This window comes from Desulfomicrobium aestuarii (assembly GCF_055385525.1).
In genome coordinates this window covers 421750-442366 of the sequence record NZ_AP042427.1, presented here as the reverse complement: position 1 = coordinate 442366, position 20617 = coordinate 421750, and the positions used below count along the sequence as shown (strand labels likewise).

The window sequence follows — 20617 nt, the reverse complement described above, 5'->3', positions numbered from 1 at the left end:
AAGGCATGATTCCCGGTCAGGGGGTCATGCCTTTTTTGCGCTACGCACCAGCCAGCGGAAGAGCGCGAACTGCGACGGCAGATAGAGCAGGTACTCCGGGTGCCACTGCACGCCGATGACCGGGCGCTCACCGGCGCACTCCACCGCCTGCACGATCTCGTCGCGGTCCCACCCCACCACGGCCAGCCCCTTGCCGGGCCTGCGCACGGCCTGGTGATGCAGGCTGTTGACCCTGAGCGCGCCTGCGCCGCAGACACCGGCCACCAGGGAATCGGGGTCGAGGCGCACCCGCTTGGTCGGCAGGAGCCCGGGCCGGTTGGAGGTGCGCTTGCGCAGGTGGCGGATGTCCTGGTGCAGCGTGCCGCCGAGGACCACGTTGATGAGCTGCGCGCCGCGGCAGATGCCCAGCAGCGGCACCCCGTGGGACAGGGCCCAGCGGATGCACTCGATCTCCAGCAGGTCGCGCTTGGGGTCGGCCTTGACCTTGTCCGAAAGGTCGCCGCCGAAATGCTCGGGGCTGATGTCGTTGCCGCCGCCAATGACGAGCGCGTCCATGCTGCGCACGCTGGCCCTGTGGCGCACGCTCAAGCGCACGGGCTCGGCCCCGGCCAGCCACAGGGCCAGCCGGGTGCACCACCAGGCCGGCGACCAGAGCCGGCCGTTGCCGGTCACGCCAACGCGCGGTCTGCCAGCCATCGGTCAACGAACTCGACCCAGTCGCCGCGGCTCACACCCAGGATGGGTCTTTCGGCGGCCAGGAAGGCATCGGACAGAGCGCGGAGGTCGTCCGCGCTGCCGGCCAGGCGCTCCACGACGCACCAGATGTTCCAGGCATCGGACAAGGACCATTCGGGGCGGTCGATGAGGCAGTCGGGCAGGCGGTAATGGAGGGCCGGGCGGGCCCGGACCTTCGTGTCGCTGACGGTCCGGCGCACTCGCTGTTCATCGATGTGCGCCAGCAGGGGCAGCATGTCCAGGGCGCGGTTGCGGCTGGGGTTGTGCTCGAGGTAATCCTCGAAAATCCTGTCCATGCTCGGCTCGGGGTCCGCGCACAGCAGGCGCATGTACGCTTCGGGGTAAAGGTCGACGTAAGGGCTGACCCGCCGCGCGATATCCACGTCGTGGGCCTCGACCAGCCACCACTGCAGCAGGGAGAAGGCTTTCAGGTAGGCGTACAGCGTCGGGGCGTCCAGCTGCGGCATCTCGACGTTGATATGCAGTCCGTAGGCCGCCAGGAGGGATTCCTCGGTGCCGACGGCGCCGGCCTCCCGCAATACGTCCAGCAGGGGCTCCAGCATGGCCATATCCGCGAGGGGAACCGGCGGGCAGACCACTTCGACCGGCACGAACAGGGCCGCGGCGTGGCTCAGGAGCTCCAGCCACTCGCCGCCGCCCGCGTCGCCGCCCTGGGCCGCCTTGATCTTGAGGAAGGACCAATCCAGCTCGACATGGAACATGCCCAGCCGCTCCGACTGGAAACGCACCTCCGCAGCGGTCCTCGACGCGACGTGCCCGCCCATGGACTTCTCCAGGGCGGCGACGGCGTCATCCAGAAAAATGCCGGAAAACTCCAGCTCGAATCCCACGCGTCGGGGCCGGCCATCGCCGGTTCCGAGCTGCGGCGGCATGCGGAAAGACCCTTCAAACTGTTTCATGGATGCCTCTCGCCATCAATCTCTCGCGATACACCGGGCGCGATTGTCGCGTCTTCATGCGGAAAATGGCCTGGGCGCAGAGCCGGGACGTTGTCCTGACGCACAGTGTCCGCAGCTATCGTATCCCACGAATCGGTCTGGTTATCCAGACCCTTTGCGCCACGGGAACGGCTCCGGCCGATGCCGGTCAAAGCATGTGAAACGGACGCGGCGCCGCCGGAAATCAGTCCCTGTCGTCCGGGACGAGCTGGCGGGCGTGGTTGCGCCAGAGGTTCCACAGGGTACCCTTGGACCACTGCCCGTCCCCGGACAGCGTCGGGATTTCCTCCTCCTGGAAGATTTCGCAGATGCGGGCGAAAGACAGGTCCTGGCGGCGCAGGTCGCGGATGCGTTCAAGGGCGGCGCGTTTGGCGCCGGACAAGGGACGTGGGTTGGATGCGGGGGGTGTGTCTTCGGGCCGTGCTTCCGTTACGGAAAGGGAGGAAACCAGGGCCGTCAGGGTGGCGAGCCGCTCGCCCTGCTCGCGCAGCATGGCCTTCATTTCGGCCAGTTCGGCCCGCAGATGGTCGATTGAGTCGCGGTCCCGCTGGGCCAGCCGGGAAAGGGCCTCGTCACGGATGCCGCGCGCCCGCTGACGCGCCTCGTCGCCCGGCCGGGTCATGGACGGTTCTCCGCCACGGCCGGCAGGCGGCGAAGGTGCTGAAGAAGGGACGCGGGGCATGCGAAACGGAACATGGGACTCCGGCGCGTCTGGGCGTTGTTGTCGGGACGATCCGCCTGTCAGGGGTGCGCCGTCCCGGTCGCCCCGGCCCGGGCGACCTGGATCAGGGTCTGCCGGCCGAGGCGCTGTTTGAGGAATTCCTTGAGCACGATCTTGACCATCTCCTCGCGGCTCATGTCCCGCAGGTACTCGCCCGAGGTCAGCAGCTTCTTGAAGGGGCCCGCCAGGGACGAGGACGACCCGCCGGCGGCGATGGCGTCGAGATAGGGGGCGACCTGGGCGCGCAGGTTCTCGGGGCTGTCCCCCTGCAGATCCCTGTACATGGCTGCCAGCTCCCCGGCCTGCGGCAGGCGGGGGGATTCGAGGACGGCCTTGAAGTCCGCGGCGAAGCGCTTGATGCCGTTGACGATGTGCATCTGCTTGACCATGTTGACCTTGGCCCAGCCCGCGTTCAGCCACTTGAAGGAGCCGACGCGCACGACGCCGGCTTCGGTATCGGAGACGAGCACGAGAACCGAGTAGGCCTGGTACATGTAGGAATCCACCCAGCCCAGACCCGTCTTGGTCAGGCCGGTCTCGGCCGAGTAGAGGTAGTTCCAGTCGGAGTCGGGCCCCACCACCAATCCCTTGCGGCCGATGTCCGAGGGCTCGTTCTGGCAGGCCACGGAGACGAGAACCGGCCCCGTCGGGCCGGGAAAGACGGCCATGGCCCGGTCCTGCCTGTAGGCGTAGTAGCCGCCCGTGTTGGCATCGGGCGTGATGATCTCGCGCTCGCGCCCGCGCAGTTGGAAAGAACCGCCCTGCTCCACGGCCCGCGACAGGCTCTTCAGGTCATCGCGGGTGGCCGGGTCGAGCCATTCCTGATCCCGCACCGAGGACGGCATGGTCACGTAGACCGGGATGTCCGGGTTGTAGGCGTAATCCACGACGCGAGCCAGATTCCCGCGCAGGGAGAAGGAGTGGAAGGCGCCCGCGGCCTTGTCGCGGTCCCGCATGGACATGCTCACGCCCTGCGGGGTGGCGGCCACAAACGACACGATCGCGTTCAGCTTGTCGGGGGCGAGGTCTGCCGACCCCTGCGGGACGGTCAGGAGATATTCGAGTTCGGGGTACAGGGACTCCGGGACAGGCTTGAGGGACTCGGCACGGACAGGGGCCGCGAACCCGAGAACCAGGGCGGCCAGAAGGCAAAGAAGGCGAAGGGTCATGAAAAACTTCCGGTTACATGGTGGGGAACCGCGGCAGTATGAACGGCGCCGCGGCCTCTGAAAGCCCCTTTGTCACACCCCGGGCGCAGTTTCAAGATCGAGAATACCGTCACAAGACACCGGGCGCCGCCCCCGCAGAGTAGACGGCCTGTCCGCCCTCGGCTATGAGGTCCGAATATCGAGCAATTCGACCGCACCATGAAAAACACCGCCGATCTCGACATCTCCATCGGGTCCGACGCCCTGACCCTGACGCTGCGGGGCGCGCTGAACCTGCAGTCCGTCCCGGAAATCCTGGACCGGCTCGAACACGTCCCACGTCCTCTGCCACAGCGCATCCGCGTCGATCTCGGCGGCGTGACGCGCATGGACGACTGCGGCGCCCTGGTCATCATGGAACTCAGGCGCATGGCCGGGGCGTCCGGCGGGGAACTCGAAATGGAGCGCACCCCGGACCACGTGCGGGAACTCCTGGACTTCCTGCGCCTGGACTCGCCTCCCGAGCCGGGCCCCATCCGCCGCATCAGGCCGGACCTCCTGACGCGCTTCGGCGAAAAGACGATGCATGTCGTCGACCAGGCCGCAAGCCACGTCGCCTTCGTCGGCGAGACGACCACGACCCTGGCCTCCCTCCTGGTCCGCCCCGGACGGCTGCGCCTCGGGGACACGGTTTCCTACATGCAGCGCGTCGGGGTGGACGCCCTGCCCATCGTCGGCCTCATCAGCTTCCTGCTGGGACTGATCATGGCCTTCATGTCCGCGGTCCAGCTGCAGCAGTTCGGGGCCAACATCTACGTGGCCTCCCTGGTGGCCCTGGCCATGGTCCGGGAGCTGGGGCCCATCATGACGGCCATCATCGTGGCCGGGCGCTCGGGCTCGGCCTTCGCCGCCGAGATCGGGACCATGAAGGTGTCCGAGGAGGTCGACGCCCTGATCACCATGGGCTTCAAGCCGGCCATGTTCCTCGTGGCCCCCAAGGTCATCGCCTCGGTCCTGGTCGTGCCGCTGCTGACCGTCTTCTCCAACCTCTTCGCCATCGCCGGCGGGCTTGTCATCGGCGTGGGCACCCTGAACCTGACCCTGAACGCCTACATGGCCCAGACCATGAGCACCCTGTCCATCTTCGACATCAACTGGGGCATCTTCAAGAGCGCCGTCTTCGCCCTGCTCATCTCCACGGTGGGCTGCTTCAAGGGCTACCGCGTGCGCGGCGGGGCGGCCAGCGTCGGCCAGGCAACCACATCCGCCGTGGTCACGAGCATCTTCCTGGTCATCCTGACGGACTCCATCCTGGCCGTGATCCTGAGGTACTGGCGGCCATGAGCGCGCCCGTCATCACCGTGCGCGGCCTGACCATGGGCTTCGGCGATCATGTCGTCATGCGCGACCTGAATTTCGACATCCACGCCGGCGAAGTCTTCGTCATCCTGGGCGGCAGCGGCTGCGGCAAGTCGACCCTGCTCAAGCACATGGTCGGGCTGTACAAGCCCATGGCCGGACGCATAACCGTCGCCGGCATGGCCATGGACCCGGATGACGACGGGGCCTACAGGCGCATCCTGGCCCGCATCGGCGTCATGTACCAGGGCGGGGCGCTCTTCTCCTCCATGACCCTGGGCGAGAACGTGGCCCTGCCCATCACCGAGTACTCGGGGCTTCGGGGACGGGCCGTGGACGACCTGGTGCGCCTCAAGCTGCGCCAAGTCGGGCTGGAGGGCTTCGAGCACCACCTGCCCGAGGAACTCTCGGGCGGCATGAGGAAGCGGGCCGCCATCGCCCGCGCCCTGGCCCTGAACCCCGAGATCCTCTTCCTCGACGAGCCCTCGGCGGGCCTTGACCCCATCAGCTCGGCCGGGCTCGACGCCCTGATCCTGCGCCTGAACCGAACCCTGGGCACGACCTTCGTCGTCGTGACCCACGAACTGTCGTCCATCCTGACCATCGCCTCGCGGGTGGTCATGCTCGACGCGGCGTCGAAATCCATCATCGCCCAAGGCGACCCGCACGAACTCAAGGAAAAAAGCGCGCACCCCTTCGTGCGCCAGTTCTTCAACCGACAGCCCGGGATGGAGGAATAATGGCTTCCGCGCGCGTCAATTTTTCCGTGGGCCTGTTCATGACGGCCGGTCTCGGCCTGGCCACCCTGGCCATCATCTGGCTCGGCATGACCTCCTTCCTGCGCAAGGGCGAACTGTACGTGACCTACTTCGACGAGTCCGTGCAGGGGCTGAACGTCGACTCTCCGGTCAAGTACCGCGGAGTGCCCGTGGGCCGAGTCCAGGCCATCCGCATCGCCCCGGACTACCACCTCATCGAGGTCGTCATCCTGGTGGACGACGAGCATGCGGACGACGAAATGCGCTTCGCGGACAGCGTCGCCGCCATCTCCAACGTCGGCATCACCGGCGCCATGTTCGTGGAAATCGACAAGCGCACGCCCCTGGACGGCCCGACGCCGGCGCTGGACTTCACGCCGGAATACCCGGTCATCGCCTCCAAGCCGTCGGACATCCGCAAGCTTTTCCGCGAGATCCACGACATCGCCGCCCAGATCAAGGCCATCGACTTCAAGGGGATCGCCGACCAGGCCAAGAACGCCTTCAACTCCCTGGACAAAGCCGTGGCCCAGGCCCGCATCGGCGACATCTCCGCGGACATCCGCACCCTCCTGGCCAGCGTCAACGCCGCCGCCAGCCCGGAGCGCCTGCAGTCCCTGGCCAGGAACGTGGACGGGAGCATGGAGGCCTCGCGCAGGCTCATGGACAAGGCCGCCGAGGAACTGACACGCATGGACGCCGTGCTGGCGCAGTTCCAGTCCATGCTCGACGCCAACCGGCCCCACGTCGACACGACCATGGGCGCCCTGGCCGGGGCGGCCCTCAAGACCGACGCCTTCATGGCCCAGAGCCAGGCGACCATGCTGCAGATGCAGGCTACCATCCGCGACCTCGAAGACCGACTGTCCGCCACGGCCGAGAACCTGGAGCAGACCTCGGGCAACCTGAACTCCCTCATCACCAGCGTGAAGGACCAGCCCGCCCAGCTCCTGTTCGGAGAACCCAAAGCCCCCCGGGCAACCGAGGAGTAGAATACGATGCACATCCGCCTGATCGCCCTCGCCTTCCTCGTCCTGGCCCTGACGGGCTGCGGAGCCGCCCGAACCGCGGTGCCCGATACCCGCTACTACACCCTGGAGTACGATCCCCCGGCGGTGTCCGGGGAAAGGGCGCAGGCCGTCGTCAGCGTGAGCCGCTTCGGCGTGGCCCCCGAGTATAACACGGCCAAGATCGTCTACCGCGACCTGTCCTTCGGCCGGCAGGAATACCATTACCATCAGTGGCGCAGCGCGCCCCAGATCCTGGCCGCGGACTACCTGCGCCGCGACATGCTGGCCAGCGGCCTGTTCCTGGCCGTGGCCGGGCCGGGTTCGGCCCTGCCGGCCACCCACCGCGTCGAGGGCATGGTCGAGGAGTGGCTGGAAGTAGACGGCCAGGACCGCTGGCTGGCCACGGCCGAACTGACCGTCACCCTGCTGGACCTGCGGGCCGCGTCCGCGCCCGACATGGTCCTGTTCCAGCGTACCTACCGCGGGTCCGAGCCCAGCGCCAAAAAAAATCCCGGCTCGGTGGTCGAAGCCATGAGCCGGGTCATGCGCACGCTCTCGGGACGGATCATCGCCGACGTGCACGGTGCGGTGAGGGAGTGAGCTAGTACTTGCCGTCCGTGGTCGGCCCGTTGCTGGCCGAGATGATCTCCCAGGCCTCCTCGGCCGTGCTGACGTAGCGGAAGATCTTCAGATCCTCCTCGTTGATGGTGCCCTCCTCCACCAGCGCCTCGAAGTTGACGACCTTCTGCCAGAAGCGCCGGCCGAAGAGCAGGACCGGGATGGGCTTGACCTTGCGGGTCTGGATGAGGGTCAGAGTCTCGAAGAGCTCGTCCATGGTCCCGAACCCGCCCGGGAAGGCGATCATGGCCTTGGCCCGCATCAGCAGATGCATCTTGCGGATGGCGAAGTAGTGGAACTGGAAGCTCAGCTCCGGGGTGATGTAGGGGTTGGGCTCCTGTTCGAAGGGCAGGACGATGTTCATGCCGATGCTGATGGCGTCCACGTCGTGGGCGCCCTGGTTGGCCGCGCCCATGATGCCGCCGCCCCCGCCCGTGACGACCACGTGGCCGTGCCTGTCCATGTTCTCGGAGATGAGCCGCCCGAGCTTGCGCGCCTCGGTGTAGTACCGGCTGTTGGTCATGGCCCTGCGGGCCCGGACGAGCTCCTGCTGCAGCACGAGGTCGTCGGGGTTCTTCTTGAGCCCGTCCATGACCTTCTCCAGACGGACGCCGGCCTGCTCGGGGTCGAGGATGCGGGCGCTGCCGAACACGACGATGGTCGATTCGATCTGGTGTTCCTGCAGGGTCAGTTCGGGCTTGAGGAGCTCCAGCTGCAGGCGCACGGGCCTGAGCTCCTGGCGCAGCAGAAACTGCTGGTCCTGGAAGGCGAGGAGATAGGAGTCGGAGGTGCACTGGGGCGTGCCCTTGTGCCGCTGGGCGGCCTGGGCGTCCTCGTTGGCCGATGGGAAGACGCCGAAACGGCGGGTTCGTTTGTTGACCATGAATGTTCCTTATGAATGGGCCACGGCCACGCACTTGACCTCGACCACCCCTCCCAGGGGCAGGGCCGAGACCTGCACGGCGGCGCGGGCGGGCCGGTGGCCGGCCATGAATTCGTCGTAGATGGCGTTGAAGAGTTTGAAGTTGGACAGGTCCGTGACGAACACGTCCACGCTGACGATGTCTGTGACGCCGCACCCGGACGCCGACAGGATGGCGCCCACGTTGGCCAGGGCCTGACGGGCCTGGGCCTCGAAATCAGGGCCGGCGAAGGCGCCCGTGGCGGGCACGAGGCCGAGCTGGCCGCTGACGTACACGAAACCTCCGGCACGCACGGCCTGGGAGTAGGGCCCCACGGCGGCCGGGGCCTCGTTCGTGGCGATGAATTCCATTTTCTGCATGACGAGCTCCAAGCGAAAGCGGCCCCAGTGGGGGGCCGCTTTCATGAAATCGGGTTCGCAAAAGGGCTATTCGAGGACCTTTTCCAGCCAGTCCAGGGCTGCCGCGACGGTAGGGAATCCGATGGTGCTGGTCAAGATGATGACCGCGTGCCGCACCTCCTCGGCCGTCGCCCCGGCCTGCAGGGCCCGGCGGGCGTGGCTGCGCACGGCGCCCTCGGACCGCAGGGCCACGGACGCGCCGAGCTGCACCAGCTGCATCTCCTTCTCGCCAAGGGGCCCGGCCTCCTGGGCCGTCTTGCCCAAGGCCTCGGCGGCGCCGATCAGCTCCGGGTACATCTCCTGCAATTTCCGATAATGTTTCGGCTTTCCTTCGCTCATTTCCGGCCTCCTGCGGAGCGCTTCTCCGCCGTGTCGCACATTGACGTCGATGTGAAACGATCATACGGGCAACCTGATCCGAAAAACAAGGAGTTTTGCCATGAAAATCGCCATTCCCACCGCCGGAAAACGCGTCGACGAACACTTCGGCCATGCCCGGACGTTCACCATATTCACTCTCGACAACGACATGGGCATCGTCGAGGAGGAGACGTTCTTCCCGCCTTCGGGCTGCGGATGCCAGTCCACCGTGGGCGTGACCATGCAGGGCAAGGGCGTGACCCTCATGCTCGTCGGCAACATCGGCCAGGGCGCCATCAACAAGATGGCCGAACACGGCATCACGGTCGTCCGGGGCTGCACCGGGGACGTCCGCGACGTGCTCGGCAGCTGGGCCCGCGGCGAGATCGTCGACCAGCCCATCCTGTGCACCCACGAAGACTGCAACCACTAGGAGGCGCACATGGACTGCCCCTGCCGTTCCGGCCTGGCCTACGAAAACTGCTGCGGCCCCGTCATCGCCAGCAAAACCGTCGCATCCACCCCCGAAGCCCTGATGCGTTCGCGCTTCACGGCCTTCACCCGCAACGAGATGGCCCATCTGCGGGAGTCCATGGTCGAGGAGCACCGGGAGGAGTTCCACGAGGAAGACATCCGGCGCTGGAACCGGGACACGGACTGGCTGGACCTCGAAATCCTGGAGGCCTCCGAGAACGGGGATGAAGGGATGGTCCGCTTCCGGGCCACGTTCCGCCACAAGGGCGGTACCCAGCGCCTGACCGAGCGCAGCAGTTTCGTGCGCCGCGAGGGACGCTGGTACTATCTCGACGGCGAGCACGAGACCGAGACCGTGCGCAACGAAAATCCCAAGGTCGGCCGCAACGACCCGTGCCCCTGCGGCAGCGGCAAGAAATTCAAGAAGTGCTGCGCGGGCCGCTGATGACGCCCGTCCTGTCCGTCGTCGCCGTGTTCGCCGTGATGCTCGCCGGCATCCGGCTGAAGCTGGGCCTGGGGCTGTCCATCCTGGCGGGCAGCTTCGCGCTGGCGATCCTCTTTGGCCTCTCGCCCCTGGCCTGGCTGGGCGCCATCCCGGACGCGCTCCTGACCGAAGAGACCTTCGTGCTCTGCGCCATCATCGCCGTCATCCTGGCCTTCAGCGCCCTGTATTCGGCTTCCGGCCAGTCGGAGCGGTTCATGCGCGCCATCCGCGCCCAGATCCGCTCCCGCTCCCTGCTGCTGGTCTTTTTTCCGGCGCTGATCGGCCTCCTGCCCATGCCCGGTGGGGCCATCTTCTCGGCGCCCATGGTCGAGAAGGCGGCCTCGGAGCTGGCCATCCCCGCCAAAGACCAGGCCCTCATCAACTACTGGTTCCGGCACATCTGGGAGCTGGCCTGGCCCCTGTATCCGGGCCTGATCCTGGCCTCCTCCCTGGCGCACATCCCGGTGACCGGGATCGTCGCGCTCTTGTGGGCGGGCCCGCTGGTAGCCATCGGCCTGGGCTGGCTCCTGATCCTGCGCCCGGCTCTGAAAAACGCGCCCAGGCTGCCCGCCATCGCGGCCGAGTCCCGCAGCGCCCGGGACTGGCTCGGCGGCCTTCCGCTCTTCACGGCCATCATCGGGTCCATCGGCGGCGAATGGCTCTGCGCCGTGCTCTGGCCGGGCAGGCCCATGGAATACGGGGTCATCGCGGCCCTGATCCTGGCCTCCGGGGTCAGCCTGTTCATGGCCCAGGCCAAATGGACGGCGGTGTTGCGGGAAGCGGGCAAGGACAACACCTTGTCCCTTTTGGCCGTGGTCGGCGCCATCTTCATCTTCAAGGAAATCCTGCATCAGGGCCACGTCGTCGATGTCCTGGCACGGGCCCTCGGCGGAGGCGGCGCGATCTACGTCATGGTCATCGTCCTGCCATTCCTGGTGGGCTTTGTGGCCGGCCTGACCATCGCCTTCGTGGGCGCGACCTTCCCGCTGCTCTTCGGACTCGCCCATTCCTCAGGCCAGCCCCATCTCATCCCGGTGATCCTGAGCCTCGGTATGTACGCCGGGTACGCGGGCATCATGGCCTCGCCCATGCACATCTGCTACCTGATGACCTGCAACTTCTTCCACCAGGACCCGGGCAAGCTCCTGCCTCGCATCCTCGTGCCCGGCCTGCTGCTCATCCCGGCGGGAGCCGTGGTGACGTGGCTCATGACCTTCTGAAGCCCGCTCGACCGGCACGGGAAATGATTACACCCCAGGCCGATGCGTCAACCGGGCGTTCCCGGCCACACAGTTGCACGGTCCACCTGTTCAAATTCCGATCGCTCTTCCCTGCATCCCGATTTCGTCAGACCATGAACCTTGTCCCGGCGGATGAATCCGCATGTAATCGGCAAAGATCGTTTGACTTCGCATAAAACAGCCGGGCATACATGAAACACCTTTCGGGAGAAGTGCTACCACGTTCTCCTATTTCGCCTGTGGCGGACATGGCCGCAATCCAATACGCCAATGGAGTTTTGAAAATGACCGAGTTGGAAGACCGCTGGTTGTCGTTCACCGAAATCTTCCCGCCCCGGAAGAGCCTCGGCCAGGCCTTTGGAGATGCGCGGCCATGAGCGAGATCATCATCTACGAAGACCCGGACGCGCCCAACCCGGTGCAGGTAACTCTGGATGGCGACACCGTCTGGCTGACCCAGGCGCAGATGGCGGAGCTGTTTCAGGTCAAGCCCCAGAACATCACCATGCACCTGAAAAAGGTGTATGCGGACGATGAATTGCAGGAGACGGCAACCTGTAAGGAATTCTTACAAGTTCAAATCGAAGGGATCCGGCGGGTGGAACGTACCCGCAAGTTCTACAACCTGGACGCCATCATCTCAGTTGGTTACAGGGTCAACAGCAAACGCGGCGTGCGATTCCGGCAATGGGCCGCATCGGTTCTGAAAGACCATCTCCTCAAAGGGTATTCCCTGAATCGACATCGCCTGGCCGAACGCGGCGTGGAAGAGGCCCGGGCCGCGCTGGACCTGTTGGCCCGCACCCTGACCACCAACAGGCTGGTTTCCGACACCGGGCAGGCCGTGGTGGCCCTGATTTCCGGCTATGCCAGGACCTGGCGGCTTCTGCTGCAATACGACGAGGACAGTCTGGCCCTGCCCGAAGGGTGCCGGCCCGCTCGGGGCGTGCTGAACCATGACCGTGCCTCGTCCGCCATTGCCGGTCTGAAAGCCGATCTGGCCGGGCGGGGCGAGGCCACGCCCTTGTTCGGCCAGGAGCGCGGCGATGCCTTGGCCGCCATTCTCGGCAACATCGAACAGACCATGTTCGGCGAGCCCCTGTACGCCAGTCGTGAACTCAAGGCCGCGCACCTGCTGTATTTCATCATCAAGGATCATCCTTTTACGGACGGCAACAAGCGCATCGCGTCCCTGCTCTTTCTCCTGTACCTGCACCAGGAAAACATGGCCCGTGGCATCGGGGACACAGCCCTGACCGCCCTGACCCTGCTGGTGGCCGAAAGCCAGCCAGCCAACAAGAACTTGCTCATCCGCCTCATCGTCAACCTGATCACGGAATCCTGATTCACGGCCCCAAGAAAAGCACCAAGCAGCCCAGGACCATCGCCTCCACCCGGTCGCTCTCAAGCTGTGTCAAATCGATCTGCGCCCCCCCGCCCGGCATCCGCCTCCGCCTGATGCGGTCGCTCGTACCCCTCCCCGTCGATACCATGGCAACCATGGCTCACCATGGGTCTCTGAGACCAATAACAGCCTAATTTTCTGATGTTTCTTCTCAAAAAAGCCCCTTTAAATGGCCTTAAAATCGCCACTCCTGCCCAAAATGAACCGCATTGTATTTGTAATCATCTGCCATTGCTAACAAAAACTCGAATTGCAGGCCCTCATATTTCCGCACTCAACTGAAGGGGCGGGGTGATCGCCGTCGGGCAACACGCCGTGGCGCACATTCCGGCTTTTCTCCGTCCTTCCCGTACGGGCTCCGCCTCCGCCAGGTCTCTTTTCGCCAGACTCCTCCCGCAAAAAGTACACACATTCCCGAATGGTTATGCTGTCGCGATACTGGCACGGTGAGCGGAAAACGCGTGCCGGGACACGGCGCGGGGAGGTTTCATGCGGCATCCGACAGCAGACAGTCCGTGGTTCACCTTCGATTCATCCGGGGAGACGGGTTTCAGGGTCTACGCCTTCTCCGGCCATGAAGAGGTGCACGAACCCTACGAGTTCGTCATCGAACTGGTCCACGAGTCCCACAACATCGATTTCGCCAATGTCCTGGCCAGGCCCGCGTGCCTGCGCATTGCGGACAGGAGCGGCGGGGTCAGGCTCGTGCACGGCGTCGTCCGAGTCTTCGAGCAGCTGCACACGGCCAACGTGCGCACCCACTACCGCGCCACCATCGTGCCCCGACTGTGGTTCCTGGGCCTGACCAGGGACCACCGCATCTTCCAGAACCTGAGCGTGCCCCGGATCATCACGCAGATCCTCAAGGAGCAGAACTTCACCGGCGACAGCTACGCCTTCAAATGCTTCTTCGACTACGCCCCCCGCGAGTACTGCGTGCAGTACGGCGAGACCGCCCAGCACTTCATCTCGCGCCTGTGCGAGGAGGAAGGCATCTACTTCTATTTCGAGCACCACGAGGACCGCCACGTGCTCTGCTTCTCGGACATGCAGGACGGCCCCCGCATTCACGGGGAAAGCCTGCTGCGCTTTCATCCCGGCGCGGGCACCGAGGCGGACACGGCCACGGTCCACAGCATGGAGCCGGGCCGGGCCATCGGCAGCGACGCCTTCACCTTCCGCGAGTGGAACTTCGAGAAGACGCGCCTGGACCTGCAGGTCGGCCTGGCCGAGACCGATCCCGCCAAGGCGCCCGTCCCGCCCGGCATGACCCTGGAGCGGTACCGTTACCCGCACCTCTACCAACTGCAGAAGGACGGGAAGCGCTACGTGGGCTTGGAACTGAAGCGCAATCTCTGCCTGGGCGAACTCGTGCGTGCCGACACCGATGCCTCCCGCATGACGCCGGGATACGTGTTCGAGCTCTACGACCACCACCGACGGGACCTCAACCGGCGCTGGTGGGTCGTACGCGTGGAGCACAGGGGCGAACAGCCGCAGGTCCTGGAGCACGAGGCACCGGACCGGGGCATGACGTATGCCGCCAAGGTCCAGGCCATCCCCAACACGACCCGCTTCATTCCCGCGTCGCGCCACCCGCGAAACCTCATCCACGGCCTGCACACGGCCATCGTGACCGGGCCGGACGGCGAAGAGATCTACCCGGACCAGTACGGACGGGTGAAGGTGCAGTTCCACTGGGACCGGCAAGGCGGCCGCGACGAAAACACCAGCTGCTGGATCCGCGTGGCCCAGGGCTGGGCGGGAGGGCAGTTCGGGACCATGGCAATCCCCCGCATCGGTCACGAAGTCGTCGTGAACTTCCTGGAGGGCGACCCGGACCGCCCCATCATCACGGGCCGGGTCTTCAACTCCTTCAACCCGGTCCCGTACCCTCTCCCCGAGCACAAGACGCGCACGGTCTTCAAATCCATGTCCACGCCGGGGACCCAAGGCGAACCGCGCGGGTTCAACGAACTGCGCGTGGAGGACAGGAAGGGACAGGAGGAGATCTACGTCCACGCCGAGAAGGACGTGAACGTCTACGTGAAGAACGACTGGAAGGAGCACATCCTCCACGACCAGCACCGCACCATCGACAATTTCTCCTACTCCCTGGTGAAGGGCGAAAACCAGCAGACGGTTCGCCTGGACCGCAAGGTCGAACTCCTGTCGAACGACCACCTGACGGTCCGCGGCAGCAGTCACTGCCGGATTGGCGACAAATGGCTCGTGGCCACAGGCCGGGAGACCCACGTGGCGGCGGGCCGCAAGATCGTCGTCGAGGCCGGTTCGGAACTGACCATCAAGGCCGGCTCAGGATTCATCAAGATCGACCCTTCAGGCGTGTATGTGGGCGGAGCCAAGATCAAAATCAACTCGGGAGGGAGTCCGGGGAAGGGGTCGGGGGCGAGGCCGCTACTGCCGGACAGCACAGAGAGTGAGGAGACGGAAAGCCTGCCAAGGAACGGAATGAGCCAGCACATGGGATCTGTGGGAGAGATTCTTCCCGGTTTGCAGAAGCCGGTTCCAGCGATAGTAACGTCAGAGGAGGAAATCTGCAGAACGGTCATGGCCGTCAAGGGGAGCGAGGCGGTTCAGAAGGGCCTTTCCCGTGCCATGGAACTGACCCGAAAAAACGGCGTGGAATACTCAGGATGGATTCTGGAAGACAACCCAGGGGAATACACGGTGAGTGCCTTCAAAAAGGGGGAAGCAATGATGGTCATCCCCGATCCAAAACCAGCTAACGCCATCGGGAATTTTCATACGCATGTTTTTTCAAGTGCAAGACCTAGCAACCAAGACATGGAATTCGCCGCATATGCCAAGAATAAGTGCTTGTTCTATATGGTTATTTCATCGGATGGAGATTTCTACTATATCAATGGGAATGGTGATACAGTATTTTGTGATAACTAATGAGTAATTATTATGAAGTTTTTTATTATAGCAACACTGATAATAACAATTTGCTCAACGGAGTCATACGATATGAAAACAAACAAAATTTCTAATCAGTATTTACAAAAATTTACTTAAATTACGAAACATTATATTCGCTCTACGAGATCATGGACGGATAGTGAATATGTAATAAAATTTCATTATATAGAAACAGAAACAAATATTGCGATTCTTAGTGCGACGCATAATTCTGTTTTTGATATGATAAATGAAAAAATTAAGAAAGACGGTTACATAAAAGAGCAGGGAAGATATCCAGAATTAGAAGTAGATATAGTCATAGACTTGATTGACTTCGTTGTGCTTAGTGAAAATGAAATAGGAACAAAATATCCAAATGCAGGTAAGAAATTGCCTTACTGTATCATGAAGTGAAATATTGTGATGTATCCGATTGAGGAGGACGCTCATACCCCTCCTCCCCGAAACGCCCCTCCCCGCCAAGAAAATCCTCATACTCCACGCCCCAGGCCTGCATCTGCTTGAGGATCGGGATCAGGCTCGCGCCCATGTCCGTCAGGGAATACTCGACCCGGGGAGGCACTTCGCGGTAGACTTCGCGGTGCACCAGGCCGTCGGCCTCCAGTTCGCGCAGCTGGCGCGTCAGCATGCGCTCGGTCACGTCGGGCATGCCCCGCCGGAGCTCCCCGAAGCGCACGGCGTCGGCCAGGGAAAGGTGGTAGAGGATGATGGGCTTCCATTTCCCGCCGATGACGGACAGGGTCAGCTCGAAATAGCAGCGGTAGCGCTTACCGCCTATCTCCTTGATCTTGCAGGGCGCGGGCCGGTCGTTGCTCATTACTATACTCCGTGTACGTACCAGACATTCAAGACAGTACTTTTCAAAAACGTCGATATGTGCTCTAGCTTGGCCCGGAACACGCAGTCAATCCCAACATGGAGGACGAAATATGTACGCGATCGCAGTCAACGGCAGCCCGCGCAAGGGCGGCAACACCGAAATTCTTCTGAACAGGGTCCTGGAGCCCCTGGCCGCGGCCGGGTGGGCGACGGAGCTGGTCCAAGTCGGCGGGCAGAGAATCCGCGGCTGCCAGGCCTGCTACAAGTGCTTCGAACGCAAGGACGGGCAGTGCGCCCTGAAGACCGACGTATTCAACCCGGTCATGGAGAAGCTCCTGCGGGCCGACGCCCTGATCTTCGGCTCCCCGACCTACTTCACCGACGTCTCGGCCGAGATGAAGGCGCTCTTGGACCGCGCCGGCCTCGTGGCCCTGGCCAACGGCCGAGCCTTCAAGGGCAAGATCGGCGCGGCCGTGGTGGCCGTGCGACGCGGCGGGGCGACCCACGTCTACGACACCATCAACCACATGTTCCTCATGAACCAGATGCTCATCCCCGGCTCGGTCTACTGGAACATGGGCTACGGCCGCGACAAGGGCGAGGTCGAGGGCGACGCCGAAGGGCTTGGCAACATGAAGAATCTGGGGCAGACCATCGCCTGGCTGGGCGCGGCGATCAAACCGCATCTGGACAGCTTTCCGGCCCTGGAAAGCGTCAGCGAATAACTGACTGTTGAAAAATTCAAAATTCGCAGGCCGTTCAAAAATGGTGAGATGCAAGGAAGCGGAAAAAGCCAGGACGCGCAGTGTATTGTGCATACATAAGCGGTCTGGCTTTTTCCGCTGACGCAGCAGATCGCCATTTTTCAACGGCCTGATAAGAGGGACGCCGATGATCGACTTTAACATCGACAAGGACAAATGCATCCAGTGCGGCGAATGCGCGGCGGACTGTCCGGCCGGCATCATCGCCATGGACGAATTCCCCGCGATGACCGACGAGGGCCGCTGCTACCGCTGCCAGCACTGCTACACGGTCTGCCCGACGGGGGCCGTGTCCATCCTCGGCCTGACGCCTGAAGAGAGCGATCCGGCGAAAGACCTGCCGTCCCCGGCGCAGATGACCGACCTGATCAAGTGGCGTCGCTCCGTGCGGCGCTACAGGGATGAAAACGTCCCCGTGACCCTCATCGACGAGCTTGTCGATACGACGTTCCACGCGCCGAGCGGGGTCAACGCCCAAGGCGTCGTGTTCACCGTGGTCCGGGACAAGGCCTTCATGGACCAGCTTCGCCGCGAGACCCTGGACCGCCTCGGGGCGCTGGCCGACGCGGGCAGGCTGCCCGAGGGCATCGTCTCGCAATACCTGGGTTTCGCCGTGAAGGTCTGGAGGACCGAAGGCAAGGACGCCATCTTCCGCGGCGCGCCGCACATGCTGCTGACGAGCACCCCGCCCGGCGTGCCCTGCGCGGTGCAGGACGCGCATATCGCCCTGACCACCTTCGAACTCCTGGCCAGCGCCAACGGCCTGGGCACCCTGTGGGACGGCATGTTCATGATGGCCCTGGCCATCTGCCCGCAGCTTCGGGAAACCCTGCGCATCCCGGCCGATCACGCCATCGGCTACGCGATGCTCTTCGGCAGGCCCGACGTCCAGTACCACCGCCCCGTCAAACGGGGACCGGCCACGGTCAACATCCTCGAATAGAAAAAGGACCGGCGCGCGCATGCGTTCCGGTCCTTTCCTTTTTGCGCAACGGAGAAATTTCCCTTTGGACACAACCGGCATCGCCCTGGCCATCCTCTCGGCCCTGTTCATGGGCACCATCGGCGTCTTCTCCAGAATCACCGGCCTGCCCGCCGAGACCGTCACTTTTTTCCGCCTCCTGCTCGGGGCGGGATTCCTGGCCGTTTTCATCCTGGCCACCCGTCAGGCCGGAACGCTCAGGCGCTGGCCGACCTGGCCCGTGATCGTCAACGGCGCGCTCCTGGCCGGGTTCATCATCTTCTACGTGCAGGCCATGAACCTGACCTCCATGGCCAACGCCATCATGCTCGTCTATCTGGCCCCGGTGGCCGCCTCGGTCTTCGCGCACTTCTTCATGGGGGAAAGGCTGAATCCCGCGGGCTGGATTCTCATCGGCCTGGCCATGCTCGGCTTCGCGGCCATGATGGAATTCAGGCTCGATTTCGCGGACGGCTCGAACCATGCGGCGGGCCTCGGCCTGGCAGCCCTGGCCATGCTCTGCTACGCAGGCTTCATCCTCATGAACCGCCGCATCCGCCCCCACGTCCCGGTCATGACCCGCGCCTTTTACCAACTCCTGACCGGGGCTCTGGTCATGCTCCCCTTCTTCCTGCACTCCCGCCCCGAAATCTCTGCCGTGAACGCCCTCTGGCTCCTGGCCACTGGCCTGATCCCCGGCTTCCTGGCCATCACCTTCGCTGTCGCGGCCCTGAGCCGCCTGCCCGCCGCCACCTTCGGCACCCTGGCCTATTTCGAACCCCTGGCCGTGGTCTTCTTCGGCTGGACCATCTTCGGAGAAAACCTCTCCGCCCTGCAACTGGCAGGCTGCGCCACCATCATGGCCAGCGGCTGCGCCAAGGCGCTGCTCGCTTCACGCACAGCCTTGTCCTGACAACTTCCCCTACATTTCCGCTGCACGCCACGTCACGTAGGCACAACGCCCAAAGTTTGCCGGCAGGCTTTGTCTACGCAATCAAAGGCAGCCAAACGTTTAACTACGTATGACAAAAGAAGAACTTGCCGTTGCCGCAACTTTTCTTGTAGCGGAATTGCGAAAAGAAATCGCGGGATCGGAGCAAGGTGAGGTTTATGCTGACTACGCTTTCATGTTCCTACCGCAGGAAGATGCGAAGTTAAATAGCAGGACGGACACTGGTGAAAGCATAGCAAAGAAAAGTCAAAGGACTTAACCGCTTTTTGCCCTTTCTCCACACATACCGCTCTGCCGCTCTAAACCAGCCGGTGATTGTGAGCGTTCGAAGCAATCCAATCCCCTGCACAACTAATCATGGTCGATGTTAATTACTATGAAAAAAACTGACTTCACTGAAGTAGGGCATACGGGAGGGAAAGTAACTTTCACTATCCACTGTGATGAAAATGGTCAAGTAAGCTACCAGATTGGCTGCTCTCATTCGGCGCCACGCCCTTCTAGCCTTGTGGGTATTTACGCTCACCCGGATGGGTTTGCATGCGGAAATATTGTGTTGGGTGGAATTGGACAGCCTTGGAATCCACCACCACTCGCAAACTGCATTGCAGTCTTCATGGCATCTGATTCTCAAGGGATGTTCGGGCATGAATGTCCTCAGTGTAAGAAGCATTTCCGCACGAAAAATATCCCTTCCAAATTCCCACTCACTTGTCCATATTGTGGATTGCGCGCAGAGTCATATTATTTCCTAACTCCACCCCAAAACGCTTATATTTTGCATTATGTGAAATCGTTAAAAAATGCGCTTGAAGAGATTCAAGAAAACACAACAACTAATGTCGTAATCGACATGGACGCTATAGCAGATTCCGTAAACACAAAACCGAGACCTGACTTCTATTACACATCGACAACGCAACAGACGGAATTTAAGTGTTCAACGTGTAATAGTTATAACGATATTCGAGGACGTTATGGATATTGCGCTTCTTGCGGCTGGAGAAATACAACGTCATCATTGAAATCGGCCTTGGAGCGAATTCGAGAGCAACTGAAGAGCAATGTTATTTCGGCTTCAGATGCTGTGAAACAATCTGTATCCGAATTTGATGCAGCCGCAAGGGACTTCGTAGACCAATTAGTTACTCGAATCCCAATGAAAAAATCAAGAATTAAGCAATTCGATGGGTTATTATTTCACAACTTGGATAAGTTCGAAGAATTACTGAAAACATGCTTTGATATTGATTTACTGAAAGGAATGTCAGCAGAGCATGATTTTATACGCATGATGTTTTCCAGAAGGCACGTTTACGAGCACGATGGTGGCGTCATGACAAAGCGCTATGTGACAAACAGCGGTGACCCTATGGCTGAAGAAGGCGTGCTTTTAAGGGAAACAGCGGAAAACGCGCATCGTTTTATCGGCTGTTTAAATCGAATGATGGCCACGCTCGAAAGAGACTTCCACGAAATATTCAATCCGGAAAGATTTTGTATTGATATTGAAAACGAGCGAAAGTCAAAAATGGCAGATAGAAGTGCATAATGGAGAAGCGTGGTCGCATCTTGAATA

21 protein-coding genes are annotated in these 20617 nt (G+C 62.5%); 13 read left to right on the top strand and 8 right to left on the bottom strand.

Features of this window, described 5'->3' with window-relative positions; genetic code table 11:
- Positions 1 to 24: 24 nt before the first annotated feature.
- The 4 genes from ACZ5AC_RS01995 to ACZ5AC_RS01980 all read right to left on the bottom strand — a co-directional run bounded on the left by ACZ5AC_RS01995 (position 25) and on the right by ACZ5AC_RS01980 (position 3584).
- A complete protein-coding gene (locus ACZ5AC_RS01995) occupies positions 25 to 696 on the bottom strand; it encodes a gamma-glutamyl-gamma-aminobutyrate hydrolase family protein (protein ID WP_464249293.1) in 672 nt (223 codons plus the stop codon).
- Entirely contained in the window at positions 669 to 1655 is a 987-nt protein-coding gene (locus ACZ5AC_RS01990) for an amidoligase family protein (RefSeq protein WP_464249292.1), read from the bottom strand. Before ACZ5AC_RS01990 ends, ACZ5AC_RS01995 begins: the two co-directional genes overlap by 28 nt.
- 223 nt (positions 1656 to 1878) lie before the next feature.
- Positions 1879 to 2316 carry a hypothetical protein gene (locus ACZ5AC_RS01985; protein ID WP_464249291.1) on the bottom strand — a complete coding sequence of 146 codons (438 nt, stop codon included), beginning with the start codon at positions 2314 to 2316 and terminating at the stop codon, positions 1879 to 1881.
- Positions 2317 to 2435: 119 nt separating this feature from the next.
- Positions 2436 to 3584 (bottom strand): hypothetical protein, encoded by a 1149-nt coding sequence (locus ACZ5AC_RS01980; protein ID WP_464249290.1) that lies wholly within the window; start codon positions 3582 to 3584, stop codon positions 2436 to 2438.
- Positions 3585 to 3782: 198 nt separating this feature from the next.
- Here ACZ5AC_RS01980 and ACZ5AC_RS01975 point away from each other — a divergent pair, with 198 nt between their 5' ends.
- Genes ACZ5AC_RS01975 through ACZ5AC_RS01960 form a run of 4 tightly spaced genes read left to right on the top strand, consistent with a single transcriptional unit; the run spans position 3783 to position 7290 of the window.
- Positions 3783 to 4907, top strand: coding sequence for an MlaE family lipid ABC transporter permease subunit (locus tag ACZ5AC_RS01975; protein ID WP_464249289.1), 1125 nt, complete (start codon positions 3783 to 3785; stop codon positions 4905 to 4907).
- A complete protein-coding gene (locus tag ACZ5AC_RS01970; RefSeq protein WP_464249288.1) occupies positions 4904 to 5662 on the top strand; it encodes an ABC transporter ATP-binding protein in 759 nt (252 codons plus the stop codon). Before ACZ5AC_RS01975 ends, ACZ5AC_RS01970 begins: the two co-directional genes overlap by 4 nt.
- Positions 5662 to 6672 carry an MlaD family protein gene (locus ACZ5AC_RS01965; RefSeq protein WP_464249287.1) on the top strand — a complete coding sequence of 337 codons (1011 nt, stop codon included), beginning with the start codon at positions 5662 to 5664 and terminating at the stop codon, positions 6670 to 6672. Before ACZ5AC_RS01970 ends, ACZ5AC_RS01965 begins: the two co-directional genes overlap by 1 nt.
- 6 nt (positions 6673 to 6678) lie before the next feature.
- A complete protein-coding gene (locus ACZ5AC_RS01960) occupies positions 6679 to 7290 on the top strand; it encodes an ABC-type transport auxiliary lipoprotein family protein (protein ID WP_464249286.1) in 612 nt (203 codons plus the stop codon).
- 1 nt (position 7291) lies between these two features.
- Here ACZ5AC_RS01960 and ACZ5AC_RS01955 read toward each other — a convergent pair whose 3' ends face one another.
- The 3 genes from ACZ5AC_RS01955 to ACZ5AC_RS01945 all read right to left on the bottom strand — a co-directional run bounded on the left by ACZ5AC_RS01955 (position 7292) and on the right by ACZ5AC_RS01945 (position 8968).
- Positions 7292 to 8191 carry an LOG family protein gene (locus ACZ5AC_RS01955; protein WP_464249285.1) on the bottom strand — a complete coding sequence of 300 codons (900 nt, stop codon included), beginning with the start codon at positions 8189 to 8191 and terminating at the stop codon, positions 7292 to 7294.
- Between the two features lie 9 nt (positions 8192 to 8200).
- Positions 8201 to 8590 (bottom strand): Rid family detoxifying hydrolase, encoded by a 390-nt coding sequence (locus tag ACZ5AC_RS01950; RefSeq protein WP_464249284.1) that lies wholly within the window; start codon positions 8588 to 8590, stop codon positions 8201 to 8203.
- Positions 8591 to 8656: 66 nt separating this feature from the next.
- Positions 8657 to 8968 (bottom strand): carboxymuconolactone decarboxylase family protein, encoded by a 312-nt coding sequence (locus ACZ5AC_RS01945; protein WP_464249283.1) that lies wholly within the window; start codon positions 8966 to 8968, stop codon positions 8657 to 8659.
- Positions 8969 to 9068: 100 nt separating this feature from the next.
- Between ACZ5AC_RS01945 and ACZ5AC_RS01940 the strand changes: the two genes are divergently transcribed.
- The 5 genes from ACZ5AC_RS01940 to tssI all read left to right on the top strand — a co-directional run bounded on the left by ACZ5AC_RS01940 (position 9069) and on the right by tssI (position 15515).
- On the top strand, positions 9069 to 9422 hold the full coding sequence (locus tag ACZ5AC_RS01940) for a NifB/NifX family molybdenum-iron cluster-binding protein (protein WP_464249282.1): 354 nt from the start codon (positions 9069 to 9071) through the stop codon (positions 9420 to 9422).
- A 9-nt stretch (positions 9423 to 9431) separates the two neighbouring features.
- Complete coding sequence (locus ACZ5AC_RS01935) at positions 9432 to 9908, top strand: YchJ family protein (RefSeq protein WP_464249281.1); 477 nt, start codon at positions 9432 to 9434, stop codon at positions 9906 to 9908.
- The gene (locus ACZ5AC_RS01930) at positions 9908 to 11167 is read left to right on the top strand and encodes a DUF401 family protein (RefSeq protein ID WP_464249280.1); all 1260 of its coding nucleotides are present in this window, start codon (positions 9908 to 9910) and stop codon (positions 11165 to 11167) included. Before ACZ5AC_RS01935 ends, ACZ5AC_RS01930 begins: the two co-directional genes overlap by 1 nt.
- A 394-nt stretch (positions 11168 to 11561) precedes the next feature.
- Positions 11562 to 12533 carry a RhuM family protein gene (gene rhuM / locus ACZ5AC_RS01925; protein ID WP_464249279.1) on the top strand — a complete coding sequence of 324 codons (972 nt, stop codon included), beginning with the start codon at positions 11562 to 11564 and terminating at the stop codon, positions 12531 to 12533.
- 549 nt (positions 12534 to 13082) lie between these two features.
- On the top strand, positions 13083 to 15515 hold the full coding sequence (tssI, locus tag ACZ5AC_RS01920; protein ID WP_464249278.1) for a type VI secretion system tip protein TssI/VgrG: 2433 nt from the start codon (positions 13083 to 13085) through the stop codon (positions 15513 to 15515).
- Positions 15516 to 15924: 409 nt separating this feature from the next.
- Here tssI and ACZ5AC_RS01915 read toward each other — a convergent pair whose 3' ends face one another.
- Positions 15925 to 16359 carry a winged helix-turn-helix transcriptional regulator gene (locus tag ACZ5AC_RS01915; protein WP_464249277.1) on the bottom strand — a complete coding sequence of 145 codons (435 nt, stop codon included), beginning with the start codon at positions 16357 to 16359 and terminating at the stop codon, positions 15925 to 15927.
- Positions 16360 to 16471: 112 nt separating this feature from the next.
- Between ACZ5AC_RS01915 and ACZ5AC_RS01910 the strand changes: the two genes are divergently transcribed.
- The 4 genes from ACZ5AC_RS01910 to ACZ5AC_RS01895 all read left to right on the top strand — a co-directional run bounded on the left by ACZ5AC_RS01910 (position 16472) and on the right by ACZ5AC_RS01895 (position 20590).
- Positions 16472 to 17086, top strand: a complete 615-nt coding sequence (locus ACZ5AC_RS01910) for a flavodoxin family protein (protein ID WP_464249276.1) — start codon at positions 16472 to 16474, stop codon at positions 17084 to 17086.
- 166 nt (positions 17087 to 17252) lie between these two features.
- Positions 17253 to 18068, top strand: coding sequence for a nitroreductase family protein (locus tag ACZ5AC_RS01905; RefSeq protein WP_464249275.1), 816 nt, complete (start codon positions 17253 to 17255; stop codon positions 18066 to 18068).
- Positions 18069 to 18132: 64 nt separating this feature from the next.
- Positions 18133 to 18999, top strand: coding sequence for a DMT family transporter (locus ACZ5AC_RS01900; protein ID WP_464249274.1), 867 nt, complete (start codon positions 18133 to 18135; stop codon positions 18997 to 18999).
- A gap of 415 nt (positions 19000 to 19414) precedes the next feature.
- A complete protein-coding gene (locus ACZ5AC_RS01895) occupies positions 19415 to 20590 on the top strand; it encodes a hypothetical protein (protein ID WP_464249273.1) in 1176 nt (391 codons plus the stop codon).
- Positions 20591 to 20617 lie beyond the last annotated feature (27 nt).

Excerpts from the sequence above, each read along its gene's own strand:
- ACZ5AC_RS01985 (WP_464249291.1), bottom strand. The coding sequence starts at position 2,316 with ATGACCCGGCCGGGCGACGAGGCGCGTCAGCGGGCGCGCGGCATCCGT.
- ACZ5AC_RS01970 (WP_464249288.1), top strand. The coding sequence starts at position 4,904 with ATGAGCGCGCCCGTCATCACCGTGCGCGGCCTGACCATGGGCTTCGGC.
- ACZ5AC_RS01895 (WP_464249273.1), top strand. The coding sequence starts at position 19,415 with ATGAAAAAAACTGACTTCACTGAAGTAGGGCATACGGGAGGGAAAGTA.
- ACZ5AC_RS01945 (WP_464249283.1), bottom strand. The coding sequence starts at position 8,968 with ATGAGCGAAGGAAAGCCGAAACATTATCGGAAATTGCAGGAGATGTAC.
- ACZ5AC_RS01940 (WP_464249282.1), top strand. The coding sequence starts at position 9,069 with ATGAAAATCGCCATTCCCACCGCCGGAAAACGCGTCGACGAACACTTC.
- ACZ5AC_RS01980 (WP_464249290.1), bottom strand. The coding sequence starts at position 3,584 with ATGACCCTTCGCCTTCTTTGCCTTCTGGCCGCCCTGGTTCTCGGGTTC.
- ACZ5AC_RS01950 (WP_464249284.1), bottom strand. The coding sequence starts at position 8,590 with ATGCAGAAAATGGAATTCATCGCCACGAACGAGGCCCCGGCCGCCGTG.
- ACZ5AC_RS01955 (WP_464249285.1), bottom strand. The coding sequence starts at position 8,191 with ATGGTCAACAAACGAACCCGCCGTTTCGGCGTCTTCCCATCGGCCAAC.
- ACZ5AC_RS01910 (WP_464249276.1), top strand. The coding sequence starts at position 16,472 with ATGTACGCGATCGCAGTCAACGGCAGCCCGCGCAAGGGCGGCAACACC.
- ACZ5AC_RS01965 (WP_464249287.1), top strand. The coding sequence starts at position 5,662 with ATGGCTTCCGCGCGCGTCAATTTTTCCGTGGGCCTGTTCATGACGGCC.
- ACZ5AC_RS01975 (WP_464249289.1), top strand. The coding sequence starts at position 3,783 with ATGAAAAACACCGCCGATCTCGACATCTCCATCGGGTCCGACGCCCTG.
- ACZ5AC_RS01905 (WP_464249275.1), top strand. The coding sequence starts at position 17,253 with ATGATCGACTTTAACATCGACAAGGACAAATGCATCCAGTGCGGCGAA.
- ACZ5AC_RS01960 (WP_464249286.1), top strand. The coding sequence starts at position 6,679 with ATGCACATCCGCCTGATCGCCCTCGCCTTCCTCGTCCTGGCCCTGACG.
- ACZ5AC_RS01935 (WP_464249281.1), top strand. The coding sequence starts at position 9,432 with ATGGACTGCCCCTGCCGTTCCGGCCTGGCCTACGAAAACTGCTGCGGC.
- ACZ5AC_RS01915 (WP_464249277.1), bottom strand. The coding sequence starts at position 16,359 with ATGAGCAACGACCGGCCCGCGCCCTGCAAGATCAAGGAGATAGGCGGT.
- ACZ5AC_RS01930 (WP_464249280.1), top strand. The coding sequence starts at position 9,908 with ATGACGCCCGTCCTGTCCGTCGTCGCCGTGTTCGCCGTGATGCTCGCC.
- ACZ5AC_RS01990 (WP_464249292.1), bottom strand. The coding sequence starts at position 1,655 with ATGAAACAGTTTGAAGGGTCTTTCCGCATGCCGCCGCAGCTCGGAACC.
- rhuM (WP_464249279.1), top strand. The coding sequence starts at position 11,562 with ATGAGCGAGATCATCATCTACGAAGACCCGGACGCGCCCAACCCGGTG.
- tssI (WP_464249278.1), top strand. The coding sequence starts at position 13,083 with ATGCGGCATCCGACAGCAGACAGTCCGTGGTTCACCTTCGATTCATCC.
- ACZ5AC_RS01995 (WP_464249293.1), bottom strand. The coding sequence starts at position 696 with ATGGCTGGCAGACCGCGCGTTGGCGTGACCGGCAACGGCCGGCTCTGG.